Source organism: Kitasatospora sp. NPDC032121 (assembly GCF_055580145.1).
The window spans coordinates 273612-296501 of sequence record NZ_JBVILX010000002.1 but is presented as its reverse complement, the minus strand read 5'-3'; the positions used below and the strand labels follow the sequence as shown (position 1 = coordinate 296501).

The 22890-nt window shown below is 72.8% G+C and carries 15 protein-coding genes; 12 read left to right on the top strand and 3 right to left on the bottom strand.

The annotated features are described in order from the left end of the window. Positions 1-2 precede the first annotated feature (2 nt). On the top strand, positions 3-1037 hold the full coding sequence (locus ACZ5OX_RS07170) for an alanine racemase (protein ID WP_465629084.1): 1035 nt from the start codon (positions 3-5) through the stop codon (positions 1035-1037). 37 nt (positions 1038-1074) lie between these two features. Here the strand turns inward: ACZ5OX_RS07170 and ACZ5OX_RS07165 are convergent, their stop codons facing one another. Both ACZ5OX_RS07165 and ACZ5OX_RS07160 read right to left on the bottom strand, forming a co-directional pair. Then, complete coding sequence (locus tag ACZ5OX_RS07165) at positions 1075-2652, bottom strand: glycosyltransferase family 87 protein (RefSeq protein WP_465629083.1); 1578 nt, start codon at positions 2650-2652, stop codon at positions 1075-1077. 293 nt (positions 2653-2945) lie between these two features. Beyond that, on the bottom strand, positions 2946-5417 hold the full coding sequence (locus ACZ5OX_RS07160) for a transglycosylase domain-containing protein (protein ID WP_465629082.1): 2472 nt from the start codon (positions 5415-5417) through the stop codon (positions 2946-2948). A gap of 515 nt (positions 5418-5932) precedes the next feature. On the opposite strand from ACZ5OX_RS07160, the gene ACZ5OX_RS07155 reads away from it, so the two are divergent. From ACZ5OX_RS07155 to ACZ5OX_RS07140, 4 genes are all read left to right on the top strand, one after another. Continuing rightward, the gene (locus tag ACZ5OX_RS07155; RefSeq protein ID WP_465629081.1) at positions 5933-6619 is read left to right on the top strand and encodes a PadR family transcriptional regulator; all 687 of its coding nucleotides are present in this window, start codon (positions 5933-5935) and stop codon (positions 6617-6619) included. Positions 6620-6745: 126 nt separating this feature from the next. Continuing rightward, the gene (locus ACZ5OX_RS07150) at positions 6746-7828 is read left to right on the top strand and encodes an inositol-3-phosphate synthase (RefSeq protein WP_449787877.1); all 1083 of its coding nucleotides are present in this window, start codon (positions 6746-6748) and stop codon (positions 7826-7828) included. Between the two features lie 161 nt (positions 7829-7989). Next, a complete protein-coding gene (locus ACZ5OX_RS07145) occupies positions 7990-9312 on the top strand; it encodes an MFS transporter (protein WP_449787878.1) in 1323 nt (440 codons plus the stop codon). Between the two features lie 108 nt (positions 9313-9420). Further along, positions 9421-10110 (top strand): LppU/SCO3897 family protein, encoded by a 690-nt coding sequence (locus ACZ5OX_RS07140; RefSeq protein ID WP_465629080.1) that lies wholly within the window; start codon positions 9421-9423, stop codon positions 10108-10110. An 83-nt stretch (positions 10111-10193) separates the two neighbouring features. Here the strand turns inward: ACZ5OX_RS07140 and ACZ5OX_RS07135 are convergent, their stop codons facing one another. Then, positions 10194-11618, bottom strand: coding sequence for a CCA tRNA nucleotidyltransferase (locus tag ACZ5OX_RS07135; RefSeq protein WP_465629606.1), 1425 nt, complete (start codon positions 11616-11618; stop codon positions 10194-10196). Between the two features lie 389 nt (positions 11619-12007). Between ACZ5OX_RS07135 and ACZ5OX_RS07130 the strand changes: the two genes are divergently transcribed. The 7 genes from ACZ5OX_RS07130 to trxA all read left to right on the top strand — a co-directional run bounded on the left by ACZ5OX_RS07130 (position 12008) and on the right by trxA (position 22767). After that, positions 12008-14554, top strand: a complete 2547-nt coding sequence (locus tag ACZ5OX_RS07130; RefSeq protein ID WP_465629079.1) for a DUF6049 family protein — start codon at positions 12008-12010, stop codon at positions 14552-14554. 57 nt (positions 14555-14611) lie between these two features. Beyond that, entirely contained in the window at positions 14612-17122 is a 2511-nt protein-coding gene (gene murJ / locus ACZ5OX_RS07125) for a murein biosynthesis integral membrane protein MurJ (protein ID WP_465629078.1), read from the top strand. A 303-nt stretch (positions 17123-17425) separates the two neighbouring features. Next, positions 17426-19399, top strand: a complete 1974-nt coding sequence (locus tag ACZ5OX_RS07120; RefSeq protein WP_465629077.1) for a protein kinase family protein — start codon at positions 17426-17428, stop codon at positions 19397-19399. A gap of 42 nt (positions 19400-19441) precedes the next feature. After that, entirely contained in the window at positions 19442-20152 is a 711-nt protein-coding gene (sigM, locus tag ACZ5OX_RS07115; RefSeq protein WP_465629076.1) for an RNA polymerase sigma factor SigM, read from the top strand. After that, positions 20149-21171 (top strand): hypothetical protein, encoded by a 1023-nt coding sequence (locus ACZ5OX_RS07110; protein ID WP_465629075.1) that lies wholly within the window; start codon positions 20149-20151, stop codon positions 21169-21171. Before sigM ends, ACZ5OX_RS07110 begins: the two co-directional genes overlap by 4 nt. 173 nt (positions 21172-21344) lie before the next feature. Continuing rightward, positions 21345-22310, top strand: coding sequence for a thioredoxin-disulfide reductase (gene trxB / locus ACZ5OX_RS07105; protein WP_449787885.1), 966 nt, complete (start codon positions 21345-21347; stop codon positions 22308-22310). Positions 22311-22440: 130 nt separating this feature from the next. Then, positions 22441-22767 carry a thioredoxin gene (gene trxA, locus ACZ5OX_RS07100; protein WP_392868671.1) on the top strand — a complete coding sequence of 109 codons (327 nt, stop codon included), beginning with the start codon at positions 22441-22443 and terminating at the stop codon, positions 22765-22767. The last annotated feature ends 123 nt before the right edge of the window (positions 22768-22890 follow it).

Genomic DNA, 22890 nt, shown 5'->3' with positions numbered 1-22890 from the left:
CGATGACGCTGTCGCTCTACCTCGACACCGAACGCTGGCGCACCCACCAGCGTTCCGTCCTCGCCGAGTTCCCCGGCCTGGTGCCGGTCGCCAAGGGGAACGGCTACGGCCTGGGCAACCACCGGCTGGCCGAGGAGGCGACGCTGCTGGGCACCGGGGTGCTCGCCGTCGGTACCGCGTACGAGGCGGCCGACGCCGCCGAGTGGTACGGCGGCGAGCTGCTGGTGCTCACCCCGTACCGGGTCGGCGAGGAGGTGCTCCCGCTGCCGCACGCCCGGGTGATCCGGACGGTGGCCTCGGTGGACGCCCTCCGCACGCTGCACGGCGCCCGGGTGGTGGTGGAGTGCATGACCACCATGCGCCGGCACGGCGTGAGCGCGGCCGACCTGCGCACCGTCGCCGCCGAGCTGGAGGGCGTCGCCTTCGAGGGCCTGGCGCTGCACCTGCCGATGGACCGGCCGGACGGCTCCAGCCCGGTCGAGGAGGTCGCGTACTGGGTGGACACCGCCCGGGCGGCCGGCATCCCGGTGCACACGGTGTTCGTCAGCCACCTCGGCGCCGCGGGCATGGACCAGCTCGCCCAGCAGTACCCGCAGACGGTCTTCCGGGCCCGGATCGGCACCCGGCTCTGGCTGGGCGACCACGCCGCGCTGGAGGTCCGGGCCACCGTCCTGGACGTCACCCCGCTGCAGAAGGGCGACCGCTACGGCTACCGCCAGCACCCGGCGCCCGCCGACGGCCACATCCTGGTGGTCGCCGGTGGCACCGCGCACGGCATCGGCCTGGAGGCGCCCAAGTACGTGGCGAGCATGGGGGCCCGGGCCAAGGGCATCGCCCGGGCCGGCCTGGCGACGGTCAACAAGACCAAGTCGCCGTTCCACTGGGCCGGCAAGCAGTTGTGGTTCGCCGAGCCGCCGCACATGCAGGTCTCGCTGCTGTTCCTGGACGGGGACACCAAGCCCCCGGCGATCGGCGAGGAGCTCGGCCTCCAGGTCCGCCACACCACCACGCACTTCGACCGCGTGGTGGACCGCTGAGCACCGCCGTCGGCGCTCGGCTCGCTCGCAGCAGCGCCTAGGCCTTCTCGGCCGGCTCCGGCGGTTCGGGCTCGTCGAGCCACTGCTCGGGGCCGGCCGGCGCGTACGCGGCGTAGCTCTCCTCCTCGCGCAGCCGGCGGGCGGTGCCCAGCACGGCCACGTCCGGAGCCCGGTCCAGCACCCCGCCGGAGGGGTCGTCGCTGCCGTCCCAGCGGACCGGGTCGCGGTCCGGGTGGAGGATGTCGCGGACCACCAGGGCGACCAGGTAGAGCGTGCCCAGCAGGTGCAGCCCGATCGCGAAGTGGTACCAGCCCTCGCTGATCCCGTGCTGCTTGGAGCCGGTGACCAGGCCCAGGTGGGACCAGATGCCCAGGGTGTAGAGCACCTCGCAGGCCTGCCAGATCAGGAAGTCCCGCCAGCGCGGCCGGGCCAGCACCGCGAGCGGCAGCAGCCAGAGCGCGTACTGCGGCGAGTACACCTTGTTGACCAGCACGAACAGCGCGACCACCAGGAAGGCCAGCTGGGCGAGGCGCGGCCGGCGCGGGGCCGAGAAGCCGAGCCACGCTATGGCCAGGCAGCCCAGCACCATCAGCACGCCGATGTAGACGTCGAGGTCGGCCAGCCCGGAGCCGCGGCGCTGCATCAGGATCAGCCAGAACGAGCCGTAGTCCTCGCCGCGGTGCTTGCTGAACACGTAGAAGGTCGACCAGCCCCGCCAGTTGGCCAGCATGATCGGCAGGTTGACCACCAGCCAGGAGCCGACCGCGCCGCCCAGCATCACCCGGAACTCGCGCCACTTGCCGGCCCGCCAGCAGAGCACCAGCAGCGGGCCGATCAGCAGCAGCGGGTAGAGCTTGGCCGCGGTGGCCAGGCCGATGAAGACGCCGGCCCAGCCCGGCCGGGCGCCGGCCCACCAGGCCATCGCCACGGCGGCCAGGGCGACCGCGAGCAGGTCCCAGTTGACGGTGCCGTTGAGCAGCAGGACGGGGGCGAGCGCGAACAGCAGCGCGTCCCACGGGCGGCGCCGGTGGGTGCGCGAGAGCGCCACCACGGCGACCACCGCGCAGGCCATCAGCATCCCGGCGTTGATCGCCCAGAACCACTGCTCCTGGCTCTGCCGGTCCCCGCCGCCGGGCGTCAGCCAGGCCGCGACCTGCATGAACAGGCCGGTCAGCACCGGGTACTCCAGGTACTGGAGGTCCCCCGAGGAGCCCGGGATGCGGTCCACGTACGGGTGCAGCCCGGCCGCGAAGCCGCGCCCGGAGAACAGGTGCGGGATGTCGCTGTAGCAGGCGTGGATGTACTGCGGTGAGCCCGGTTGGAACCAGGCCTGCTCGTAGCAGGGCAGCTTCTGCACCATGCCGAGCACCGAGACCACGATCACCGCGAGCGCCAGGAAGCGCGCCGGGATCCACCAGGAGACGCCGAGCAGCGCCCGGCGGCCGGGGGGCCCGCCGAACACCTCGCTGCCGGCCGCCGCCACCGGGTCCTCGTCGGCCGGGACGACGACGGTGTTGGCCGCCGGCGCGGCCGTGGCGACGGCAGCCGGGAGGGGCCCTGCGGCGGCGCCGGACCCGACCGGGCCGGCGGTTTCGTCACGATCGCTCGACGTCATGCCGGACATCCTGCCGCACCGACCCCGCCGGGACGAGGAGGCCCCCGCAACGGTCCGCGCCCCGGTACGGCGGGCGGGTGTGCCAATCGTGACGAATCCGGCAGCGGTCCCGTCGTCGGCGGCGGCCCCCGACGGAAGGCGACGGAGGACGGCGAAGGGGCGGCGGAAGACGGCGAAGGGGAGACGGAAGACGGCGAAGGGGAGACGGAAAGGCGACGGCTCCGACGGAAAACGGCGGTGGCGGCCCTCCTCGGAGGACCGCCACCGCCGTTCCGGGTTCCACCCGTCCCGGGCTACTGCCCGGCCGGGCCGCCCTGGAGGCCACCGGTGCTGCTCGGCGTCGGCTTGCCGCCGCCTCCGCCGTTGTGGCCGCCGCCGTTGCCACCGCCCGGCGTGGTGCTGTCCGTCGGCGCCGGCGGCGTCGGACAGCCGACCACCGGCAGGCAGGTGTTGCTCGGGTGCGGGTCCTTGGTCGGCTTGGTGCTCGGCTGGTCACCGGGGCAGTCCACGCCGGGCACGCAGGTCTGGGTGGGCTGCGGCTGTACCGGCGGCTGCGCCGGCGCCTGGGTCTGCGCCGGGGCCGACGGGGTGTCGGTCGCGCTCGGGCTGGTGGTCGGGCTGTTCGTGGACGGCGCGCCGGAGGAGTCCACCTCGGTGCCGACCGGCTGCGGGGTCGGGAAGTCCATCTTCTTCTCGTTGGCCAGCGCGGCCTTCATGTACCGGGTGAAGACGTCGGTCGGGATGTCACCACCGTGGATGGACTCCTTGCCGCCGGTGCCGTTCAGCGACTGCCGCTCGTGCTTGGCCGGGTCCTCGCGCCACATGGCGACGCTGGTCACCAGCTGCGGGGTGTAGCCGACCCACCAGGCCGACTTGTTCTGGTCGGTGGTACCGGTCTTGCCGGCCACCGGGCGGCCCAGGTCCTTCGTCTTCTTGCCGGTGCCGTTGGCGGCCACGTTCACCAGCACGTCGGTGACGTTGTCGGCGACGGCCGGCTCCAGCGCGACCTTGGGGTCCTTCTTGCCGAAGCCCGGGCGCTCCACGCCGCTCACCTCGACCTTGGTGACCGAGTACGGCTCGGACTCCTTGCCGCTGGCCGCCAGGGTGCCGTAGGCGGTGGCCATCCGGATCGGGCTGATGGTGGAGGTGCCGAGCGGGAAGGTCGCCGTCTTCGGGTCGGCGAGGCTCTCCTTCTTGATGCCCATCTGCACCGCGATGTCGGCCACGTTCTGGCCGCCGACGTCCTGGTTGAGCTGGACGAAGGGCACGTTGTACGAGAACTGCATGGCCTGGCGCAGCGAGACGTAGCCGCGCTTGCCGGAGTCCTCGTTCTTCTGCCGGTACGGCTTGCCGTCGTCGCCGATCACCAGCGAGCCGTCCGGCTTGCGGATCTCGGACATGTCGTCGGCCAGGTAGCGGCTGTCGGCGTTGATCCGCTTCGGCTTGCCCTTGTCGTCCTTCGCGGTGAGCACGCCGGTCTGCATCGCGGTGGCCAGCACGAAGGGCTTGAAGGTCGAGCCGACCTGGACGCCGGTGGCGTCGGCGTTGTTGTCGAAGTGGCCGTTCTCCACACCGTCACCGCCGTAGAGGGCGACGATCGCACCGTCGCCGGGGCGGATGCTGGCGGAGCCGAACTGGATGTTGGTGTCGTTGTCCGGCCGCTTCTGCGGGTTGAGGTTCTCCGCCTTGACGTCGTCGACGGCCTTCTTCAGGGCGTCGACCTTGTCCTTCTCGAAGGTGGTGTAGATCTTCAGGCCGCCCCGGTCGATCATCTGCTGGGTGATCGTCTTGTCGGTGGCCATCACGTACTTGTTGGCGGTGTCGACCAGGTAGCTGATCTCACCGTTCATGTTGGAGCTTGGCTTCTGCGGGATCGGGTCCGGGAACACGTTGCACTTGGCGCGCTCGTCCGGGGTGATGGCCTTGGTGTCCACCATCTGGTCCAGGATCCAGTTCCACCGGCCCTGGGCCCGTTCCTTGTTGGCCGGGTTGGTGGGGTCGTAGTACGTCGCGCCCTTGAGCAGGCCGGCCAGCATGGCGCTCTGGCAGACGTTGAGGTCCTTGGCGTTGACCCCGTAGTACGCCTCGGCGGCCGCCTGGGCACCGTTCGCACCGCGGCCGAACCAGCTGGTGTTCAGGTAGCCCTTGAGGATCTCGTCCTTGTCCTTGTCCTGGTTGATCTTCAGCGTGATGAAGAACTCCCGCACCTTGCGGGTGAGGGTCTGTTCCTGGCTCAGGTAGGCGTTCTTCACGTACTGCTGGGTGATCGTCGAGGCGCCCTGGGTCTCGCCGCCCTTCGCCATGTTGTACACGGCGCGGAGCATGCCCTTGGGGTCGATGCCGCTGTCGGTCCGGAAGCTCTTGTTCTCCGCGGCGATGACGGCGTTCTGGAGGTTGGGGCTGATGTCGTTGAGCTCGACGATCTGACGGTTGGTCTGGCCCTTGCGGGTCATCTCCGTGTTGTCGGCCCAGTAGTAGATGGTGTTCTGGTTGTTCACCAGGGCGTTCAGCTCGGGGACCTGGGTGGTCTGGTACAGGTAGAACACCAGGCCCACGAAGCAGCCGAAGACCAGCAGGAAGCCGCTCAGCCACTGCTTCCAGGACGGCAGCCAGCGCCGGACGCCGGTCTTGCCGAACCTCGGGTAGTCGATGAAGCGCTTCTTGCCGGGGCCGGCGGCCGCGGCCGCGGAGGCCGCGGCGGGACCGCGCTTGCCGCCCCCCTTGCCCTTCTTCTGGGCAGCCTTGCGCAACTCCGCACGGGTCATCCGGGGCTGCTGTGCGGTCTCCCTGACCCCCGAGGGGCGTCGCCGGCCGACACCGTCCGAGCGCAGCTCGTCGGGCCCCTGGCCACCGCCCCGACGGCCGCCGCCTCCCGGGGGCTGCTGCCCGTCACCGCCCGGGTCGGGCGTCCTTCGCCGTCGCTCGCTCATCTTCCAGCTACTCCTCGCCAGGCGTTTCCAGCCTGAAGGCAGGGTTCACGTCCGATGCCCGCAAACCGCCCTGCTCCCGGAGGTGGTCCTCGTGCACACGCGACAGCGTACGCAGCACTGAAATACAACTAATCGGACATCAGTTGCCAATGGGCACAAAACAACGACAGATCATTACACGCCCGTTGCCAACCCCACCCGCGCGTCGGCTTGTGATCACATTCACGCGTGCCCCTCTTGCCCCCGTCCGGGGCCGGGTTTACTGTTCTCGATATATCGAGCCGATACATCGAAGCGGAATACCGCCGAATGCGACGGCCGGACGGACGTCGAGCGGGAGGAGGACGGCAATGGGCAGGCGCTCAGGAGTGCTGGAGTTCGCCGTGCTCGGACTGCTCCATGACGCCCCGATGCACGGCTACGAGCTGCGCAAGCGGCTGAACATCCTGCTCGGGACGTTCCGCGCGCTCTCCTACGGGACGCTCTACCCCTGCCTGAAGAACCTGGTCGCCCAGGGCTTCCTGGTCGAGGACAACCCGGACGTCGAGTACGTCCCGGCCACCGCGCTCAACGGCAAGCGGTCCAAGATCGTCTACCGGCTCTCCGCCGAGGGCAAGCAGCGCTTCGAGGAGCTGCTCGCCGACTCCGGCCCGGACGCCTGGGAGGACGAGCACTTCGGCGTGCACTTCGCCTTCTTCGGACAGACCGACCGGGCCGTGCGGATGCGCGTCCTGGAGGGCCGCCGCAGCCGGCTGGAGGAGCGGCTGGAGCGGATGCGCAGCTCGCTGGCCCGCGCCCGCGAGCGGTTCGACGACTACACCGTCGAACTCCAGCGGCACGGACTGGAGTCGGTGGAGCGCGAGGTCCGCTGGCTCAACGAGCTGATCGAGACCGAGCGGTCCAACCGCACCGGCCGGACCGGCCCCGATGCCGCCGGCCCCCACAAGACTTCGGACGGCCGTGGCCAGGAGGGCGGGTCCCAGGACCCGTCCGGTCCACCGTACGACCGCCCGGGGCGCTCCGCCCAGGAGCGCTGACACCGCGCCAGCCCTGTGCCGCGCGGCAGGATCGGGCGCCTCGCGCCCGCACATGCAGTCATCGAAGAAGCAGGACGAGTTCCGCCGACCCCGGCGGTCCTCATGAGATCACAGGGAGCAACCGGAATGGGTTCGGTTCGCGTAGCCATCGTGGGCGTGGGCAACTGCGCCGCGTCGCTGGTGCAGGGTGTCGAGTACTACAAGGACGCCGACCCGGCCGGCAAGGTCCCCGGGCTGATGCACGTCCAGTTCGGTGACTACCACGTCGGTGACGTGGAGTTCGTCGCCGCCTTCGACGTCGACGCCAAGAAGGTCGGCTTCGACCTGGCCGACGCCATCGGCAACAGCGAGAACAACACCATCAAGATCTGCGACGTGCCGCCGACCGGCGTGACCGTCCAGCGCGGCCACACCCTCGACGGCCTGGGCAAGTACTACCTGGAGACCATCGAGGAGTCGGACGAGGCGCCGGTCGACGTCGTCCAGGTCCTCAAGGACCGCCAGGTCGACGTCCTGGTCTGCTACCTGCCCGTCGGTTCCGAGGACGCGGCCAAGTTCTACGCCCAGTGCGCCATCGACGCCAAGGTCGCCTTCGTGAACGCCCTGCCGGTGTTCATCGCGGGCACCAAGGAGTGGGCGGACAAGTTCACCGAGGCCGGCGTGCCGATCGTCGGTGACGACATCAAGTCCCAGGTCGGCGCGACCATCACGCACCGCGTGATGGCCAAGCTGTTCGAGGACCGCGGTGTCATCCTCGAGCGCACCATGCAGCTGAACGTCGGCGGCAACATGGACTTCAAGAACATGCTCGAGCGCGAGCGCCTGGAGTCCAAGAAGATCTCCAAGACCCAGGCCGTCACCTCGCAGATCCGCGACCGCGAGCTGGGCGCCAAGAACGTCCACATCGGCCCCTCGGACTACGTGGCCTGGCTGGACGACCGCAAGTGGGCCTACGTCCGCCTCGAGGGCAAGGCCTTCGGCGACGTCCCGCTGAACCTGGAGTACAAGCTGGAGGTCTGGGACTCCCCGAACTCCGCCGGTGTCATCATCGACGCCGTCCGCGCCGCGAAGATCGCCAAGGACCGCGGCATCGGCGGCCCGATCCTCTCGGCCTCCTCGTACTTCATGAAGTCCCCGCCGGTTCAGTACTTCGACGACGAGGCCAAGGAGAACGTCGAGAAGTTCATCCGCGGCGAGGTCGAGCGCTGAGCGCTCGAGCACTGAGGGGCGGTCCGAAGTCTGACGTTTGAGATCTGAGCTGCCCCGTAGCTCGCAGGAAGGGCCCACGGTCTGCGGACCGTGGGCCCTTCACGTTCTCGCAGCCAATGTTTCACGTGAAACGGCGACCGGTTCCGTGGCACCCTGGGCAGGTGGCGATCACCGAGAACGGCAGCACCCACCGGTCCGCGCACCGGGCCACGCTCCTCGACCTGTTGAAGGGCCGCGACTTCCGGCGGCTGCTGACAGCCCGGGTGCTCTCCCAGCTCTCGGACGGCGTCTTCCAGGTCTCGCTCGCCGCGTACGTGGTCTTCTCCCCCGAGAAGCAGTCCTCCCCCGCCGACATCGCCTCGGTGCTGGCCGTGATGCTGCTGCCGTTCTCGGTGATCGGCCCGTTCGCCGGCGTGCTGCTGGACCGCTGGCGCCGCCGCCAGGTGCTCTACTTCGGCAACCTGGCCCGCTTCGGGCTGGGCCTGGGCACCGGCGCGCTGCTGCTGGCCGAGGCGCCGACCTGGCTGTTCTTCGCCTCGGCCCTGCTGGTCACCGCGCTCAACCGGTTCATCCTGGCCGGCCTGTCCGCCGCCCTGCCCCGGGTGGTGGAGCAGGACCAGCTGGTCACCGCCAACGCCCTCTCCCCCACCCTCGGGACGGTCGCGGCCGCCTCGGGCGGGGGCATCGGCTTCCTGCTGCACCAGCTGATGGCCCCCGGGCCGAAGGCCGACGCCGCGCTGGTCTCGGTGGCCGCGCTGCTCTACCTGTCGGCCGCGCTGGCCGCCCGGCGGATGGACCGCGACCTGCTCGGCCCGGACCGGCACGAGGACCGCCCCGGGCTCGGCCAGGCACTGGTCCGGGCCGCCGTCGAACTCGGCGCCGCGGTGCGCCACCTGGTCCGGGACTGCCGGCCCGCCGTGCACGCGCTGGCCGCCGTCACCGCGGCCCGGTTCTGCTACGGCGTGCTGATCGTGGTCGTGGTGATGCTCGCCCGCTACACCTTCAACGACCCGACCGACAGCGCGGCCGGGCTGGTCACCCTCGGCCAGGCGGTCGGCCTGTCCGCCGCCGGGTTCTTCGTCGCCGCTCTGGTCAGCCCCTGGTGCACCCGCCGGCTGGGCCTGGCCGGGTGGATGACGGCCTGTCTGGTCGCCCCGGTGCTCTTCGTCCCGGCGCTGGGCCTGAGCTTCACGCTGGTGCCCTGTCTGATCGCCGCCCTGCTGCTCGGGGTGGTCACCCAGGGCACCAAGATCTGCGCCGACACGGTGGTGCAGGAGTCGGTCGAGGACGAGTACCGCGGCCGGGTCTTCGCCATCTACGACGTGCTGTTCAACGTCGCCTTCGTGGCCGCCGCCCTGGTCACGGCGCTGGTGCTGCCGCTGTCCGGCCGCTCGGTCGGGGTGGTGATCGGGGTCGCCGGGGTATACGCACTGACGGCGGTGCTCTACCTGCGCTCCGCCCGTCGGCGCCCGCTCCCCCACTGACCAGGCCTCCTGGGAGCCCTCGGGGGTTCGCGGCCGAAGGTGCCCCACCGACTCGCTAAGGTATCGGACCTGTCGGATCGACAGAACTCTGTCTCGGGGGACGAACTGATGAGCACACCACCCAATCCGTACGGACCGGCCCCGGTGGGGCCGCCCGGGGCACCGCCGTACGGGGCACCCGTTCCCCCGCCGGTCGCGCCGTACGGACCGCCGCCGGCCTACGGGCAGCCGCCGGCCTACGGGCAACCCACGCCGCCGGCCCCGCCCGGCTACGGCCCGCCACCGGCCTACGGACAGCCGCCGCACGGCCAACAGCCCTACGGGCAGCAGCCGTACGGACAGCCGGGCCCCAACCCGTACGGGCAGCAGCCGGGCCCCAACCCGTACGGCCCCCCGCAGCCAGCCCCCGCGATGCCGCCCACGGCGCCCGCACCGGCCGCCAAGCGCGGCATCCGCTCCAAGCTGCGGGTCGTCGGGCTGGTCGGCGGCTGCGTCGCACTGGCGGTGGGCTACTTCGTGGCCGGGCCGAGCGTCAGCAGCGCCAAGCCCGGCGACTGCGTGCGGGCGAGCGGCTCGCGCGACGTCGAGATCGTCAAGTGCACTGACAGCAAGGCGAATTACCGCGTCCTGGCGAAGTTCGAAGGCACCACGGACGTGACCCGCTGCCAGCAGACGCCGCAGACCACGAGCGCGGTCTCGGGCAAGAGCGGCCGCCGCTGGAACAAGAAGCGGTACGTGCTCTGCCTCGGCCCGCTGGCGCCCGCCACCGCCGGTGTCCCGCCGGTGAAGAAGTCCTGAAGCGACTCGACCGGCCCCGCACGACAGAGGGGTGGCCCCGGCGCTCGGCCGGTGCCACCCCTCTGTCGTGCGGGGCTCCTGGCTCAGCCCTGCTGCTCGGCCCACCAGGCCCGCAGCGCCGAGACCGCTTCCTCGTGCTCCAGCGGGCCGTGCTCCAGCCGGAGTTCGAGCATGTGCTTGTACGCCTTGCCGACCTGCGGGCCGGGCGCGAGGCCGAGCAGTTCCATGATCTGGTTGCCGTCCAGCGCCGGGCGGATGGCGTCCAGTTCCTCCTGCGCCTTCAGCTCGTCGATCCGGGCCTCCAGACCGTCGTAGGTACGGGAGAGCGCGGCGGCCTTCTTCTTGTTGCGGGTGGTGCAGTCGGAGCGGGTCAGCTTGTGCAGGCGCTCCAGCAGCGGCCCGGCGTCGGTGACGTAGCGGCGCACCGCGGAGTCGGTCCACTCGCCGCCGCCGTAGCCGTGGAAGCGCAGGTGCAGCTCGACCAGGCGCGAGACGTCCTCGGTCAGCTCCTTGGAGTACTTGAGCTCGCGCATCCGCTTGCGGGTCATCTTGGCGCCGACCACCTCGTGGTGGTGGAAGGAGACCCGGCCGTCCAGCTCGAAGCGGCGGGTGCGCGGCTTGCCGATGTCGTGCAGCAGCGCGGCCAGCCGCAGGGTGAGGTCCGGGCCGTCCTGCTCCAGGTCGATGGCCTGCTCCAGGACGGTCAGCGAGTGCTCGTAGACGTCCTTGTGCCGGTGGTGCTCGTCGCGCTCCAGCCGCAGCGCGGGCAGTTCGGGCAGCACGTACCCGGCCAGGCCGGTGTCGACCAGCAGCCGCAGGCCCTTCACCGGGTGCTTGGCCAGCAGCAGCTTGTTCAGCTCGGCCTGGATCCGCTCGGCGGAGACGATGGTGAGCCGCTCGGCCATCGCGGTCATCGCGGCGACCACCTCGGGCGCCGGGTCGAAGTCCAGCTGGGCCGCGAAGCGGGCGGCCCGCATCATCCGCAGCGGGTCGTCGGAGAAGGACTCCTCGGGGGTGGCGGGGGTGCGCAGCACCCGGGCCTCGAGGTCCTCCAGGCCGTGGTGCGGGTCGACGAAGCCGCGGCCGGGCAGGTCGACGGCCATCGCGTTGACCGTGAAGTCCCGGCGGACCAGGTCCTCCTCGATGGTGTCGCCGTAGCTGACCTCGGGCTTGCGCGAGGTGCGGTCGTACGCCTCGGAGCGGTAGGTGGTGATCTCGATCAGGAAGGAACCCTCGGGGGTGTCCTTGCGGGCGCCGACCGTGCCGAAGGCGATGCCGACGTCCCAGACCGCGTCCGCCCAGCCCTTGACCAGCTTGAGCACCTGCTGCGGGCGGGCGTCGGTGGTGAAGTCCAGGTCGTTGCCCAGCCGGCCGAGCAGCGCGTCCCGGACGGACCCGCCGACCAGTGCCAGCCGGTGACCGGCCGCCTGGAACCGGCGGGCGATCTCGTCGGCGACCGGCGACACCCGCAGCAGCTCTTGGAGGCCGAGGGTCTGGGCCTCGCTCAGGCCTGGTACGACCTGGACGGCGGTGCTGGAACGGTCGGTGCGCGCGGTGGGCTCATTGGCAGTGGACACGGCTCACAAGGGTACGTGGCCGGACAGGTCAACCGCCCGCGCGTTCTGGGCGTCTCACCCCACAGCCCGCAACACTGCACCACGGGCTGCATCGTTACCATGCCGGTGGACGAGTCTCGGGCACCGGACAGGGGATGCGGTGTCGCGCGCCGCGACCACCGCGGAACCTACCTGCGGCAACGGTGCGGCTACGGCGTCGGGCGAAGGGTTCCAGGCGTCGGGCGAAGAGTTCCAAGAGGGTCAGGCGAAGACCGTCGGGCGGACCGCGCCGGACGGACAGCATCAGCAGCGAACGATCGAGAACGGCGAGGGCGAAGCGAGTGAGTGAGCCGGCACGGCACTCGGGCCTGGGGGCGCACCGACAGCCTGGACGGGCCGAACGCCCGGCCGAGGGGCGTCATCCGGCCCGGCGGGCACGCCGTGCGGGCCTGCGCCTGGCCGCGGCCTGCGCGGCCGTCCTGACCCTCTTCACGGCCTCCCCGGCCGGTGCGCTGCCGGCCGGCGGCAACGTCCGGCCGGCCGGCGACTCCACCGCCACGGCCGAGTACCCGGTGGTGGTGACCATCGACACGCTGAACCCGCAGGTGGCCGTCCCGAACGGCACCGTGACGATCACCGGTCACGTCACCAACGCGGGCAAGTCGGCGATCAAGGGCGCCCACGCGGCCGTCCGCAAGCCGAACACCGGCAGGCCGCTGGACCGGCGCAGCGACCTGGCCAACGTGGCCGCCCGCTCCACGCCGGACAACAGGGACGGCGTCGAGCTGGACAGCCCGCAGTACGCCCTGCCGGAGCTGGGCCCGGGGCAGAGCCAGCCGTACACCCTGAGCGTCGCGGTGGGCGACCTCGGGCTCTCCGCGAGCGGTGCGTACGAGCTCGCGGTGGACGCCTGGGGCGGCACGGCCGACAACCCGCGCGACCGCGCCCTGGGCATCGCCCGGACGTTCCTGCCGTACAACGCGGGTGCCGAGGCGCAGCCGACGAAGGTCGCCACGATCTGGCCGCTGGTGCACGCGCCGGTGGTGGCCGCCCAGACCAGCACCGACGGCAACGACCAGACGATCGCGGTGTTGCGCGACGACAGCCTGTCCGCCGAGTTCGCCCCGGGCGGCCGGCTGTACGAGCTGGTCGACACCGGTGCCAAGCTGAACGGCCTGACCTGGGTGATCGACCCGGACCTGCTGGACGCCGCGCTCGCGATGACCAGGCCCTACCGGGTGCAGAAGCCGGGCACCGAGGCGTCGGGCAAGTCGGCCAAGGACGACAACACCGTCCAGGTGCAGCCCTCGGCCGCCGCCGTCGCCTGGCTGGACAAGCTGCGGGCCGCCGTGGCCAAGCCGGGCAGCCAGGTGGTCTCGCTGCCGTACGCCGACCCGGACCTCGCCTCGATCGCCCACAACGGCTCCGACCTGACCGGGATGACCACCGCGTTGGGCAAGGCGGCCACGGCCGGCCGGCTGACCGTCGAGGGCCGGCTCTCGGTGGACACCCGCTCGGACGTCGCCTGGCCGTACCAGGGCTACCTCGACCAGCAGATCGCCGCCCTCGCCCAGCAGGCGGGCAGCGGGACGGTGCTGGTCAACGGCGGGAGCATGCCGGAGGCGGACTCGCTCAACTACACCCCGAGCGCGGCCCGTCCGATCGGCAACGGGCAGACCGCCGTGGTCGCCGACGAGACCGTCTCCGCGCTCTTCGACCGGGACCTGAGCAGCCCGCAGGCGCAGACCGAGTCCACCCAGCGCTTCCTCGCCGAGACCTTCGCGATCACCCACGAGCAGCCGCAGAACCAGCGCGGGCTGCTGGTCATGCCCCCGCGCGAGCTGAGCGCCACCGGCGCCAAGGCGCTGGCGAGCGCCCTCCAGACGGCGGACGGCAAGTGGATCTCCTCGGTCAAGCTGGACGCGGTGGCCCAGTCCGCGGCCGACCCGAAGGCCAACACCGCCGTCCCGGCGCCCACCGACTACCCGACCCAGGCCCGTGCCTCCGAGCTGCCGGCCGACGACCTGAGCAGCACCGACGGGATCCAGCACGACCTGGACACCCTGATGCGGGTGCTCACCCTGCCGCAGCGGGTGCGCGGCCCGTTCAGCGCCGCGATGGTCCGCTCGCTGTCCACCGAGTGGCGCAGCCAGCCGGCGGCCGGGAGCACCTACCGCACCGGCGTCCAGAAGTACCTGAAGGAACTGACCGGCGCCGTCCAGGTGCCGAAGAAGAACGTGGTCACCCTGTCCGGCGACACCGGTCTGCTCCAGGTCAGCGTCCGCAACGACCTGACCCAGACGGTCACCAACCTGAAGCTGGTGCTCACCTCGGCCCAGCCGAACAGGCTGCGGGTGAGCAAGGAGGAGGAGCTGGTCCTCCCGGCCTCGCAGAGCGTGACGCTCCGCTTCAACGCCGAGGCGCACAACAACGGGTCGGTCGCGATGACCGCCCAGCTGTGGACCACCGGCCCCGACTCCCGGCCGTACGGCGAGCCGCAGCAGTTCCGGGTGGAGGTCACCTCGGTCACCAACGGGGTGCTGTACATCTTCGCGGGTGCCGGCGTCCTGCTGCTGCTGGCCGCCCTGCGCTTCATGCGCCAGCGCAAGCGGCGCGGCGGGCAGCCGCACGAGGACGGCGACCAGCCGGTCGGGGACGGCCCGGCGACGGACGGCGGCGACGCGGAGCAGGACGCGCCGCGGGACGCGGAGCAGGACGCGGCGGAGGCCTCCTCGAAGGACGGGCCGGCGGATCCCGCCGGGCCCCCGGCACCGGACGGGACCGACGGCCCGGACGGCGCCCCCGGTGACGGTCCCGCGCAGACACCGCGCGGCAGCAGCCCGGATGGCCGGGATCGGGCCGCCAGTGATGAGAAGGTTGGTCCTTGATACCGCCGATCCCCCGCACCGCCGGGCCGGCCTCCCCCACGACAGCGAAGAGGTGACATGACCGGGCGCAGCGAGGAGCGGCCGCCGGGCCGCGGTGAGAGCCGGCCGGGCGCCGAGTCGCCGTCCGGCGACTGGTACGTGGCCGACACCTACGCCCAGGACCCGTACGCGGCGGACGCGTACGGGCACCCGCAGGACGGCCAGGACCCGTACGGTCTGCGGGCCGGTCGGCCCGCCGCGCCCCAGCCGCCGGCCGCCGCGTACGACGTGCCGCCGCAGCTGCCGCCGCAGGGCGGCGGCTACCCGACGCCGGTGCCGCCGACCCCGTACCAGGCCGCGGAGCAGTTCTCGGCCCCGGTGCCGCCGGTGCAGCCCGGCTGGGACACCCCGGCCCAGGCCGCCTGGCCGCAGGAGTCCGCCCCCGCGCAGGCCGCCGGCGGGCACTGGGGCGGCGCCGAGCAGCCCCGGCCGCAGTGGGAGCCGGGCCCGGCGCACTCCGCCTGGGACACCGAGACCACCGAGTACGTCGGGGTGGACGCGCTGTTCGGCGGCCGCCCGGCACAGGCCGCGGCCCAGCCGCCGGTCCCCCAGCCCGCTCCGGCACCCCAGCCGGTCCAGCCGACCGCCCCCGCGGCCGGCCCCGCGCCGTACCCCCCCGCGGCCGGCCCCGCGCCGTACCCCCCGGCGACCGGCTACCAGGGGCAGCCGCCACACGGCGGCGCCCCGGGCGGACAGCACCACTTCGTGCCGCCGATCGAGTTCGACCCGCCGCTCTCCGAGGAGGAGGCCACCATGCAGGTGGCCGCCGTCGCGGTGCCCCCGGCGGTCGAGCCGCTCGCGGACGTCGCCGCCGAGGAGCGGGCCGCCCAGCAGGCGCCCGCCCCCGCCGCCGAGCCCGCCGAGCCCGCCAGGGCGGCCGGCGGCGGCAAGGTCTCCAGCCTGCTGAACTCCAGCGCGATCATGGCGGCCGGAACGCTGGTCTCCCGCGGCACCGGCTTCGTCCGGACCATGGTGATCACCGCGGCCATCGGCGTCGGCGTGATGGGTGACTCGTACAACGCCGCGAACACCCTGCCGACCCTGCTGTACATCCTGATCGGCGGCGGCGCGCTGAACGCGGTCTTCGTGCCGCAGCTGGTGCGCAGCATGAAGAACGACGAGGACGGCGGCACGGCGTACGCCAGCCGGCTGCTCACCCTGGTGATGGTCGGGCTCGGCGGCGTGGTCTTCCTGGCCGTGCTCGGGGCACCCGTGCTGGTGCAGATGATCGCCCACTCCACGATGGCGACTCCGGAGAGCGCCGAGACCACGGTGGCGATGGCCCGCTACTGCCTGCCGACCATCTTCTTCATGGGCATCCACGTGGTGATGGGGCAGATCCTCAACGCCCGAGGCCGCTTCGGCGCGATGATGTGGACCCCGGTCCTGAACAACATCGTGGTGATCTTCACCTTCTCCGCCTACATCTGGGTCTACGGCGGGTTCGGCACCACCCACGTCACCCCGGAGGGCATCTCCCCGGAGGGCGTGCGGCTGCTCGGCCTCGGCACCCTGATCGGTCTGGCCGTCCAGTCGCTGGCGATGATCCCGTACCTGCGGGCCGCCGAGTTCCGCTTCCGGCCTCGCTTCGACTGGCGCGGCCACGGTCTGGGCAAGGCCGCCCGGCTGGCCAAGTGGACGTTCTTCTTCGTGCTCGCCAACCAGGCCGGCTACCTGGTGATCACCCAGCTGTCCACCAAGGCGGGCGCCGCCGCGGCGGCGGCCGGCCACAACGGTGTCGGTCTGGCGGCGTTCTCCAACGCGCTGCTGATCTGGCAGCTCCCGCAGGCCGTGATCACCGTGTCGATCATGAGCGCGGTGCTCCCCCGGCTCTCCCGGGCGGCGGCCGACGAGGACGCCGGAGCCGTGCGCGACGACATCTCTTACGGTCTGCGCACCACCGCGGTGGCGGTCGTCCCGGCGGCCTTCCTGTTCCTGTCCCTCGGCCCGGTGATCGGCCGGGCGATCTACGCGGTCGGCGGCAACGACATCGTCCTGAACGACGCCACCAACGTCGGTCTGATGCTCTCCGCGTTCGCGCTGGGCCTGATCCCGTACTCCGCCCAGTACGTGATGCTGCGCGGCTTCTACGCCTACGAGGACACCCGCACCCCGTTCTCCAACACCGTCTGGGTGGCGGCCTGCCAGGCCGGCTTCGCGCTGCTGTGCTGGCTGGTGCTGCCCGCCGAGTGGACGGTGACCGGCCTCGCCTTCGGCTACGGCCTGGCCTACGCCATCGGAGTGGCGGTCGCGATGCCGAAGCTGAAGAAGCGGATCGGCGGGCTGGACACCAAGCGGATCGGCCGGACGTACAGCCGGCTGGCCGCCGCCGGCGTCCCGGCCGCCCTGGTCGGCCTCGGCGCCAGCCTGGGCGTCCAGCAGGTGCTCGGCGGCTGGGCGGGCAGCGTGGCGGCCCTGGTCGTGGCCGGCGGCCTCCAGCTGGCGGTCTTCGTGCTCATCGCGAAGCGCCTGCGGATCGAGGAACTGAACTCCATGCTGGGCATGGTCCGCGGCCGACTGGGCCGCTGACCGTCCGACCACCGGCCGGACGAGCGGGCGCCCTGACCGGGCGTCAACGGGAGCGGCACGCTCCTCCGCTCGTCCGGCCGAGTGCTGCGTCACCCGTCGGTCAGGGTCCGTCCGACCGCCGGATGGCGACCCGGTGTCGGATCTGCACCACATCTCTCCACCCGCGTGCAACCGCGCGGACGTCCCAGCGGTCGTACCCGGTGGAGAAGAGTGGGCACAATTGTCCTGGAGCACAGGGCCGCCGACCCTCGGGCTCCAGCGACTCTCTCAGGCCGGGGCGACACAAGGGGAGGCAGGACCACGGTGGCTGATGGCACCAAGGCCGTCGTCGACACGTCAGCAGCTGACGCGGCGACGGACGAGGCCGCGCTGGCCGCGGCGATCGACGAGCTCGCGGGCTCGGAGGACGCCGGCGAGGGCGCCTCCGCGGGCGCCCGCCGCAAGGGCGCCACCACCGCTGCCGCCGCCGCGCGCACCGAGCCGGACGAGGCCGTGGACGGGGCCGCGGACGACACGCCGGAGGCCGCACCGGAGGCCGCCTCCGGCGAGGAGACCTCGGAGATGACCGCCCCGCTCTCGGTCCAGGAGCTGCGCGCCGAACTGGCCGCCGGCTCCCCCCGGAAGAAGCCCGCCCCCGAACCCGCCCGACCCGCGCGCCGCCCCACCGACCCGCAGCCCACGGTCGACCCGCGCGACACCGCCACCCTCCCGCGCACCCTCCCCGCCCCGCAGCGCCGCAGCGGCGACATGATCGGCCACCGGTACCGGCTGGAGGAGTGCATCTCCCAGACCGAGACCTTCAGCAGCTGGCGCGCCGTCGACGAGAAGCTGCGACGGGCCGTCGGCGTCCACCTGATGGCCTCCGGCCACCAGCGGGCCCGCAAGGTGCTCGCCGCGGCCAAGTCCGCCGCACTGCTCGGCGACCCGCGCTTCGTCCAGGTGCTGGACGCCGTCCACGAGGGCGAGCTGGTCTACGTCGTGCGGGAGTGGCTGCCGCACTCCTCCGACCTGGCCAAGCTGCTCGCGAACGGACCGATGGAGCCGCACGAGGCGTACCAGATGGTCCGCCAGGTCGCCGACGCCGTCGCGGCCGCCCACCGGCGCGGGCAGGCCCACCTGCGGCTCACCCCGCGCTGCGTGCTGCGCACCGACAGCGGCCAGTACCGGATCAACGGCATCGCGGTGGACGCCGCGCTGCGCGGGCTGCCCGAGGAGGGGGCCGAGGACGCCCAGCGGGCCGACACCCGTGCGATCGGCGCGCTGCTGTTCGCCGCGCTCACCCACCGCTGGCCGTACCCGGAGGACCGCTACGACCTCCAGGGCCTGCCCAAGGGCCTCCAGAACGCCGCGCCCGACCAGGTCCGCGCCGGGGTCCACAAGGGCCTGTCCGAGCTCGCCGCGCGGGCGCTGTTCGACCAGCCGCCGCACCACGCCCGGCCGATCAGCACACCGGAGGAGCTGGTCCGGGCGATCGCCCAGATGCCCCGGATCCGCCAGCCCGAGCCGGAGCTGCCCGCCTTCCCCACCCCGCCCCGGCACAACACCCACGCGCTGCCCACCGCCCCCAACCCGACCCGGGTCGCCGACACCACCGTCGCCCCGCTGCCGGCCTCCTCCCGCCCCGTCTCCTCCCGGCGCGCCCGGCGGCGGCTGCGCCGGGTGATCAAGGCCACCGCCTGGACGGTCGCGCTGGGTGCGATCGGCGTCGCCTCCTGGCAGTTCGTCGACACCCTGCGGCACACCGGGGGGGCCACCGCGCCCCCGGCCCCGTCGATCAGCAGCACCGCGCCGAGCCCGCAGGCCAGCACCCACACCCCGGTGCAACTCACCGTCAAGGGCGCGCAGTCGTACACCCAGCCGGGCGACGGGACCGAGGGCAGCGACAACCCGGCGAAGGCCGTGGACGGCGACCCGAACACCGCCTGGAACACCCAGTGGTACAACGACCAGTTCGGCCTCAAGGCCCCCGCCCTCAAGTCGGGCACCGGCCTGTTGATCGACCTCGGCTCGCCGCAGGCGGTCTCCTCGGTGAGCGTCCAGTTCGGCGGCGAGCACACCGCGGAACTGCGGGTGCCCACGGCGGCGGCCGCCGCCAACCCGATGTCGGCCAGGCTCGACGGCTTCACGGTCGTCGGCAAGAAGAACGGGGGCAACGTCGAGTACACCCTCGACACCCCGGTCACCACGCGCTACCTCTTGCTCTGGCTGACCGCTCTGCCGAAGGATGGCGCCGGGAGGTTCGCCGGCCAGGTCGCCGAGGTCAAGGTCTTCGGCTGACCGCGGTTCGGTGGATCCGGCACGAGGGCAGGGGGTCGAGGCGTGACGGTGGCGGACGACGACGCGGCACTGCTCGCCCGGCACGTCGCCGGCGACCCGGCGGCCTTCGGCCTGCTGGTGGACCGCCACCGCGACCGGCTCTGGGCGGTCGCCCTGCGCACCCTGGGTGACCGCGAGGAGGCCGCCGACGCCCTCCAGGACGCCCTGGTCTCCGCCTTCCGCGCCGCCGCCGGTTTCCAGGGCCGCTCGGCGGTCACCACCTGGCTGCACCGGATCGTGGTCAACGCCTGCCTGGACCGCGCCCGGCGCAGCGCCACCCGCCGCACCACCCCGCTCGACGAGGACCCGCAGCGGCTGGACACCCTGGTCGGCGCCGCCGAGCCGGCCGACTCCCCGGTGGTCCGGGCCGAGCTGCACCGCGAGCTGACCGCGGCGCTCGCCGAGCTGCCCGCGGAGCAGCGGGCCGCACTGGTGCTGGTCGACATGCAGGGCTACCCGGTGGCCGAGGCCGCCGAGCTGCTGGGCGTCCCGGTGGGCACCGTGAAGAGCCGCTGCGCGCGCGGCCGGGCCCGGCTCCTCCCCCTCGTCCGGCACCTGCGCGAGCCGGATGTTTCACGTGAAACAGCGCCCACGCCCGGCTCGGCCCCGCCGCGCCGGGGCACCACGGGGAACCCGAAGCGCCCCGGAGCCGTCACAGGGACGGGCCCGGGCGCCGGCCGGACGGTCCTGGAAGGAGACGCGAGCACCCGATGAACGCCCACCCCTCCTTCCCCGACCCCGCCGACGGCCACCCCCCGGTCGAGCAGCTGGCCGACCACGCCGAGGGGCTGATCGACTCCCCGGACACCGCCGCGGCGCTGCTGCGCCACCTGGACGGCTGCGCCGAGTGCCGGGAGACCGTCGACGCGCTCGCCGAGGTCCAGGCTCTGCTGGGCGACGTCGAGACCCCGCCGATGCCGGCCGACGTCGCCGCCCGGCTGGACGCGGCGCTGGCCGGAGCCGCCGCGGAAGCGGCCGCCGGGAGCGGACCCGAAGCCGACGAGCGGCCACAGGAGGCCTCCGCGGCGGGCCGCCGGACCGAGGCCCCGGCCGGGCCCCCGCACGCCGCCACGGCGCCCGTCACGCCCTCCTCCGCCGCCTCCCGGCCCGCGGCGAGGCCCGGGGACCGCCCCTCCGGACGGCCCGGACCGGCCACCGGCCCCGGTCGTGCCCGCCCCCGTCGGCGGCGCTTCGCCCTGCTGCTCGGCACGGCCGCCGCCCTGGCCGCCCTCGGGCTCGGCGGGGCGCTGCTGCTGCACCCCGACGACCGGTCCGACCAGGTGACGGCCACCGCGGGAGGCGCCCCGAGCACCGCCGCCGCGGGAGGCGCCCCGAGCACCACCGCCGACGGCCACGGCACCCCGCACCTGTCGGGCGCCGGCACCGACTACCGCGAGGACGAACTCGCCACCCAGGTCCAGCAGTTGCTCGCCCGTTCGGAGAACCTCCCGGGGCTGCGGGCCACCGGGCCCGCCAAGTCCGAGGCCCCCCTGCCCGCCGACGGCGCCCGCCCGCAGCCCGACTCGCCCCCGCCCGCCGCCTCCCCCACCGGTTCGGGCTGCCCGGCCCCCGCCGACGGCACCCCGCTGGCCACCGACCGCGGCAGCCACCACGGTGCCCCGGTCGACGTCCTGGTCTACCCGCTGCCCGGCCGACCCGGCTTCGTCGACGTGTACCTGCGCTCCCCCGACTGCGGTCCGGTCGTCCTCCACCAGGCCGTTCCCAGCCGCTGACCGGCGGTTCCCATGCGATCCACGCCGATGGCGCCACGCCGCTTCCGGACCCCGGGCGCCTGGTACTGATCCGCCTGGGAATGCGAGACACTGGTCAGTCGTTGTCCCGGGCGGCGGAGCAGGACCGCCCTCCCCGCAGCAAACGCGGGTCGCGATGCGAACCAGGAGAAGCAGTGAGCGACGTCCGTAACGTGATCATCATCGGTTCCGGCCCGGCCGGGTACACGGCTGCGCTCTACACGGCCCGTGCCTCCCTCAAGCCGCTGGTCTTCGAGGGGGCCGTCACCGCCGGTGGGGCGCTCATGAACACCACCGAGGTCGAGAACTTCCCGGGCTTCCGGGACGGCATCATGGGCCCCGAGCTGATGGACAACATGCGGGCCCAGGCCGAGCGCTTCGGCGCCGAGCTGATCCCCGACGACATCGTCGCGGTCGACCTCACCGGTGACATCAAGACCGTCACCGACTCCGAGGGCAACGTCCACAGGGCGCGCGCCGTGATCGTCACCACCGGCTCCCAGCACCGCAAGCTCGGCCTGCCGAACGAGGACAAGCTCTCCGGCCGCGGCGTCTCCTGGTGCGCCACCTGCGACGGCTTCTTCTTCCGCGACCAGGACATCGCGGTGGTCGGCGGCGGCGACACCGCCCTGGAGGAGGCGACCTTCCTCTCCCGCTTCGCCAAGAGCGTCACGATCATCCACCGCCGGGACACCCTGCGCGCCTCCAAGGCGATGCAGGAGCGCGCCTTCGCCGACCCGAAGATCCGCTTCGAGTGGGACAGCGCGGTCGAGGCCATCCACGGCGACCCGAAGCTGAGCGGCGTCACCCTGCGCGACACCACCACCGGCGAGACCCGCGAGCTGGCCGTCACCGGTCTGTTCATCGCGATCGGCCACGACCCGCGCACCGAGCTCTTCAAGGGCCAGCTGGACCTGGACGCCGAGGGCTACCTCAAGGTCGAGGCCCCCTCCACCCGGACCAACATCCCGGGCGTGTTCGGCGCCGGCGACGTCGTGGACCACACCTACCGCCAGGCCATCACGGCCGCCGGCACCGGCTGCTCCTCCGCCCTGGACGCCGAGCGCTACCTGGCCGCGCTGGACGACCTGGAGTCCAAGGCCGCCGCCGTCGCGGTCTGAACCCTCCCCGATCCACCCCCGCGGGGGTGTTCCACGTGAAACACCCCCGCCCCGGCCGGGCAGAAACAGAACGGGCCCATCCGTTGTTCTTCCGGCAGCAGTCCCCTCCGTCCTAACCCGAGGAGTTCCCGTGGCCGGCGCCACCACCACCGTCACCGATGCGACGTTCGAGAACGACGTCCTGAAGAGCGAGAAGCCCGTACTGGTCGACTTCTGGGCCACCTGGTGCGGCCCGTGCCGCCAGGTCGCCCCGGTCCTGGACGACATCGCGGCCGAGCACGGCGACAAGCTGACCATCGCCAAGCTCGACGTGGACGCCAACCAGGCGACCGCCGCCAAGTACGGCGTCATCTCGATCCCGACCCTGATCGTCTACAAGGACGGCGAGCCGGTGAAGTCCATCACCGGTGCCCGTCCGAAGGCCGCGCTGCTGCGCGAGCTGGCCGAGTTCATCTAGGCCTTCCGGTCGTCGACCGCACGGCGGGGGGGGGGGGGGGGGGGGGGGGGGGGGGGGGGGGGGGGGGGGGGGGGGGGGGAGGGGGGGGGGGGGGGGGGGGGGGGGGGGGGGGGGGGGGGGTTC

Excerpts from the sequence above, each read along its gene's own strand:
- ACZ5OX_RS07170 (WP_465629084.1), top strand. The coding sequence starts at position 3 with ATGACGCTGTCGCTCTACCTCGACACCGAACGCTGGCGCACCCACCAG.
- ACZ5OX_RS07165 (WP_465629083.1), bottom strand. The coding sequence starts at position 2,652 with ATGACGTCGAGCGATCGTGACGAAACCGCCGGCCCGGTCGGGTCCGGC.
- ACZ5OX_RS07160 (WP_465629082.1), bottom strand. The coding sequence starts at position 5,417 with ATGACCCGTGCGGAGTTGCGCAAGGCTGCCCAGAAGAAGGGCAAGGGG.
- ACZ5OX_RS07155 (WP_465629081.1), top strand. The coding sequence starts at position 5,933 with ATGGGCAGGCGCTCAGGAGTGCTGGAGTTCGCCGTGCTCGGACTGCTC.
- ACZ5OX_RS07150 (WP_449787877.1), top strand. The coding sequence starts at position 6,746 with ATGGGTTCGGTTCGCGTAGCCATCGTGGGCGTGGGCAACTGCGCCGCG.
- ACZ5OX_RS07140 (WP_465629080.1), top strand. The coding sequence starts at position 9,421 with ATGAGCACACCACCCAATCCGTACGGACCGGCCCCGGTGGGGCCGCCC.
- murJ (WP_465629078.1), top strand. The coding sequence starts at position 14,612 with ATGACCGGGCGCAGCGAGGAGCGGCCGCCGGGCCGCGGTGAGAGCCGG.
- ACZ5OX_RS07110 (WP_465629075.1), top strand. The coding sequence starts at position 20,149 with ATGAACGCCCACCCCTCCTTCCCCGACCCCGCCGACGGCCACCCCCCG.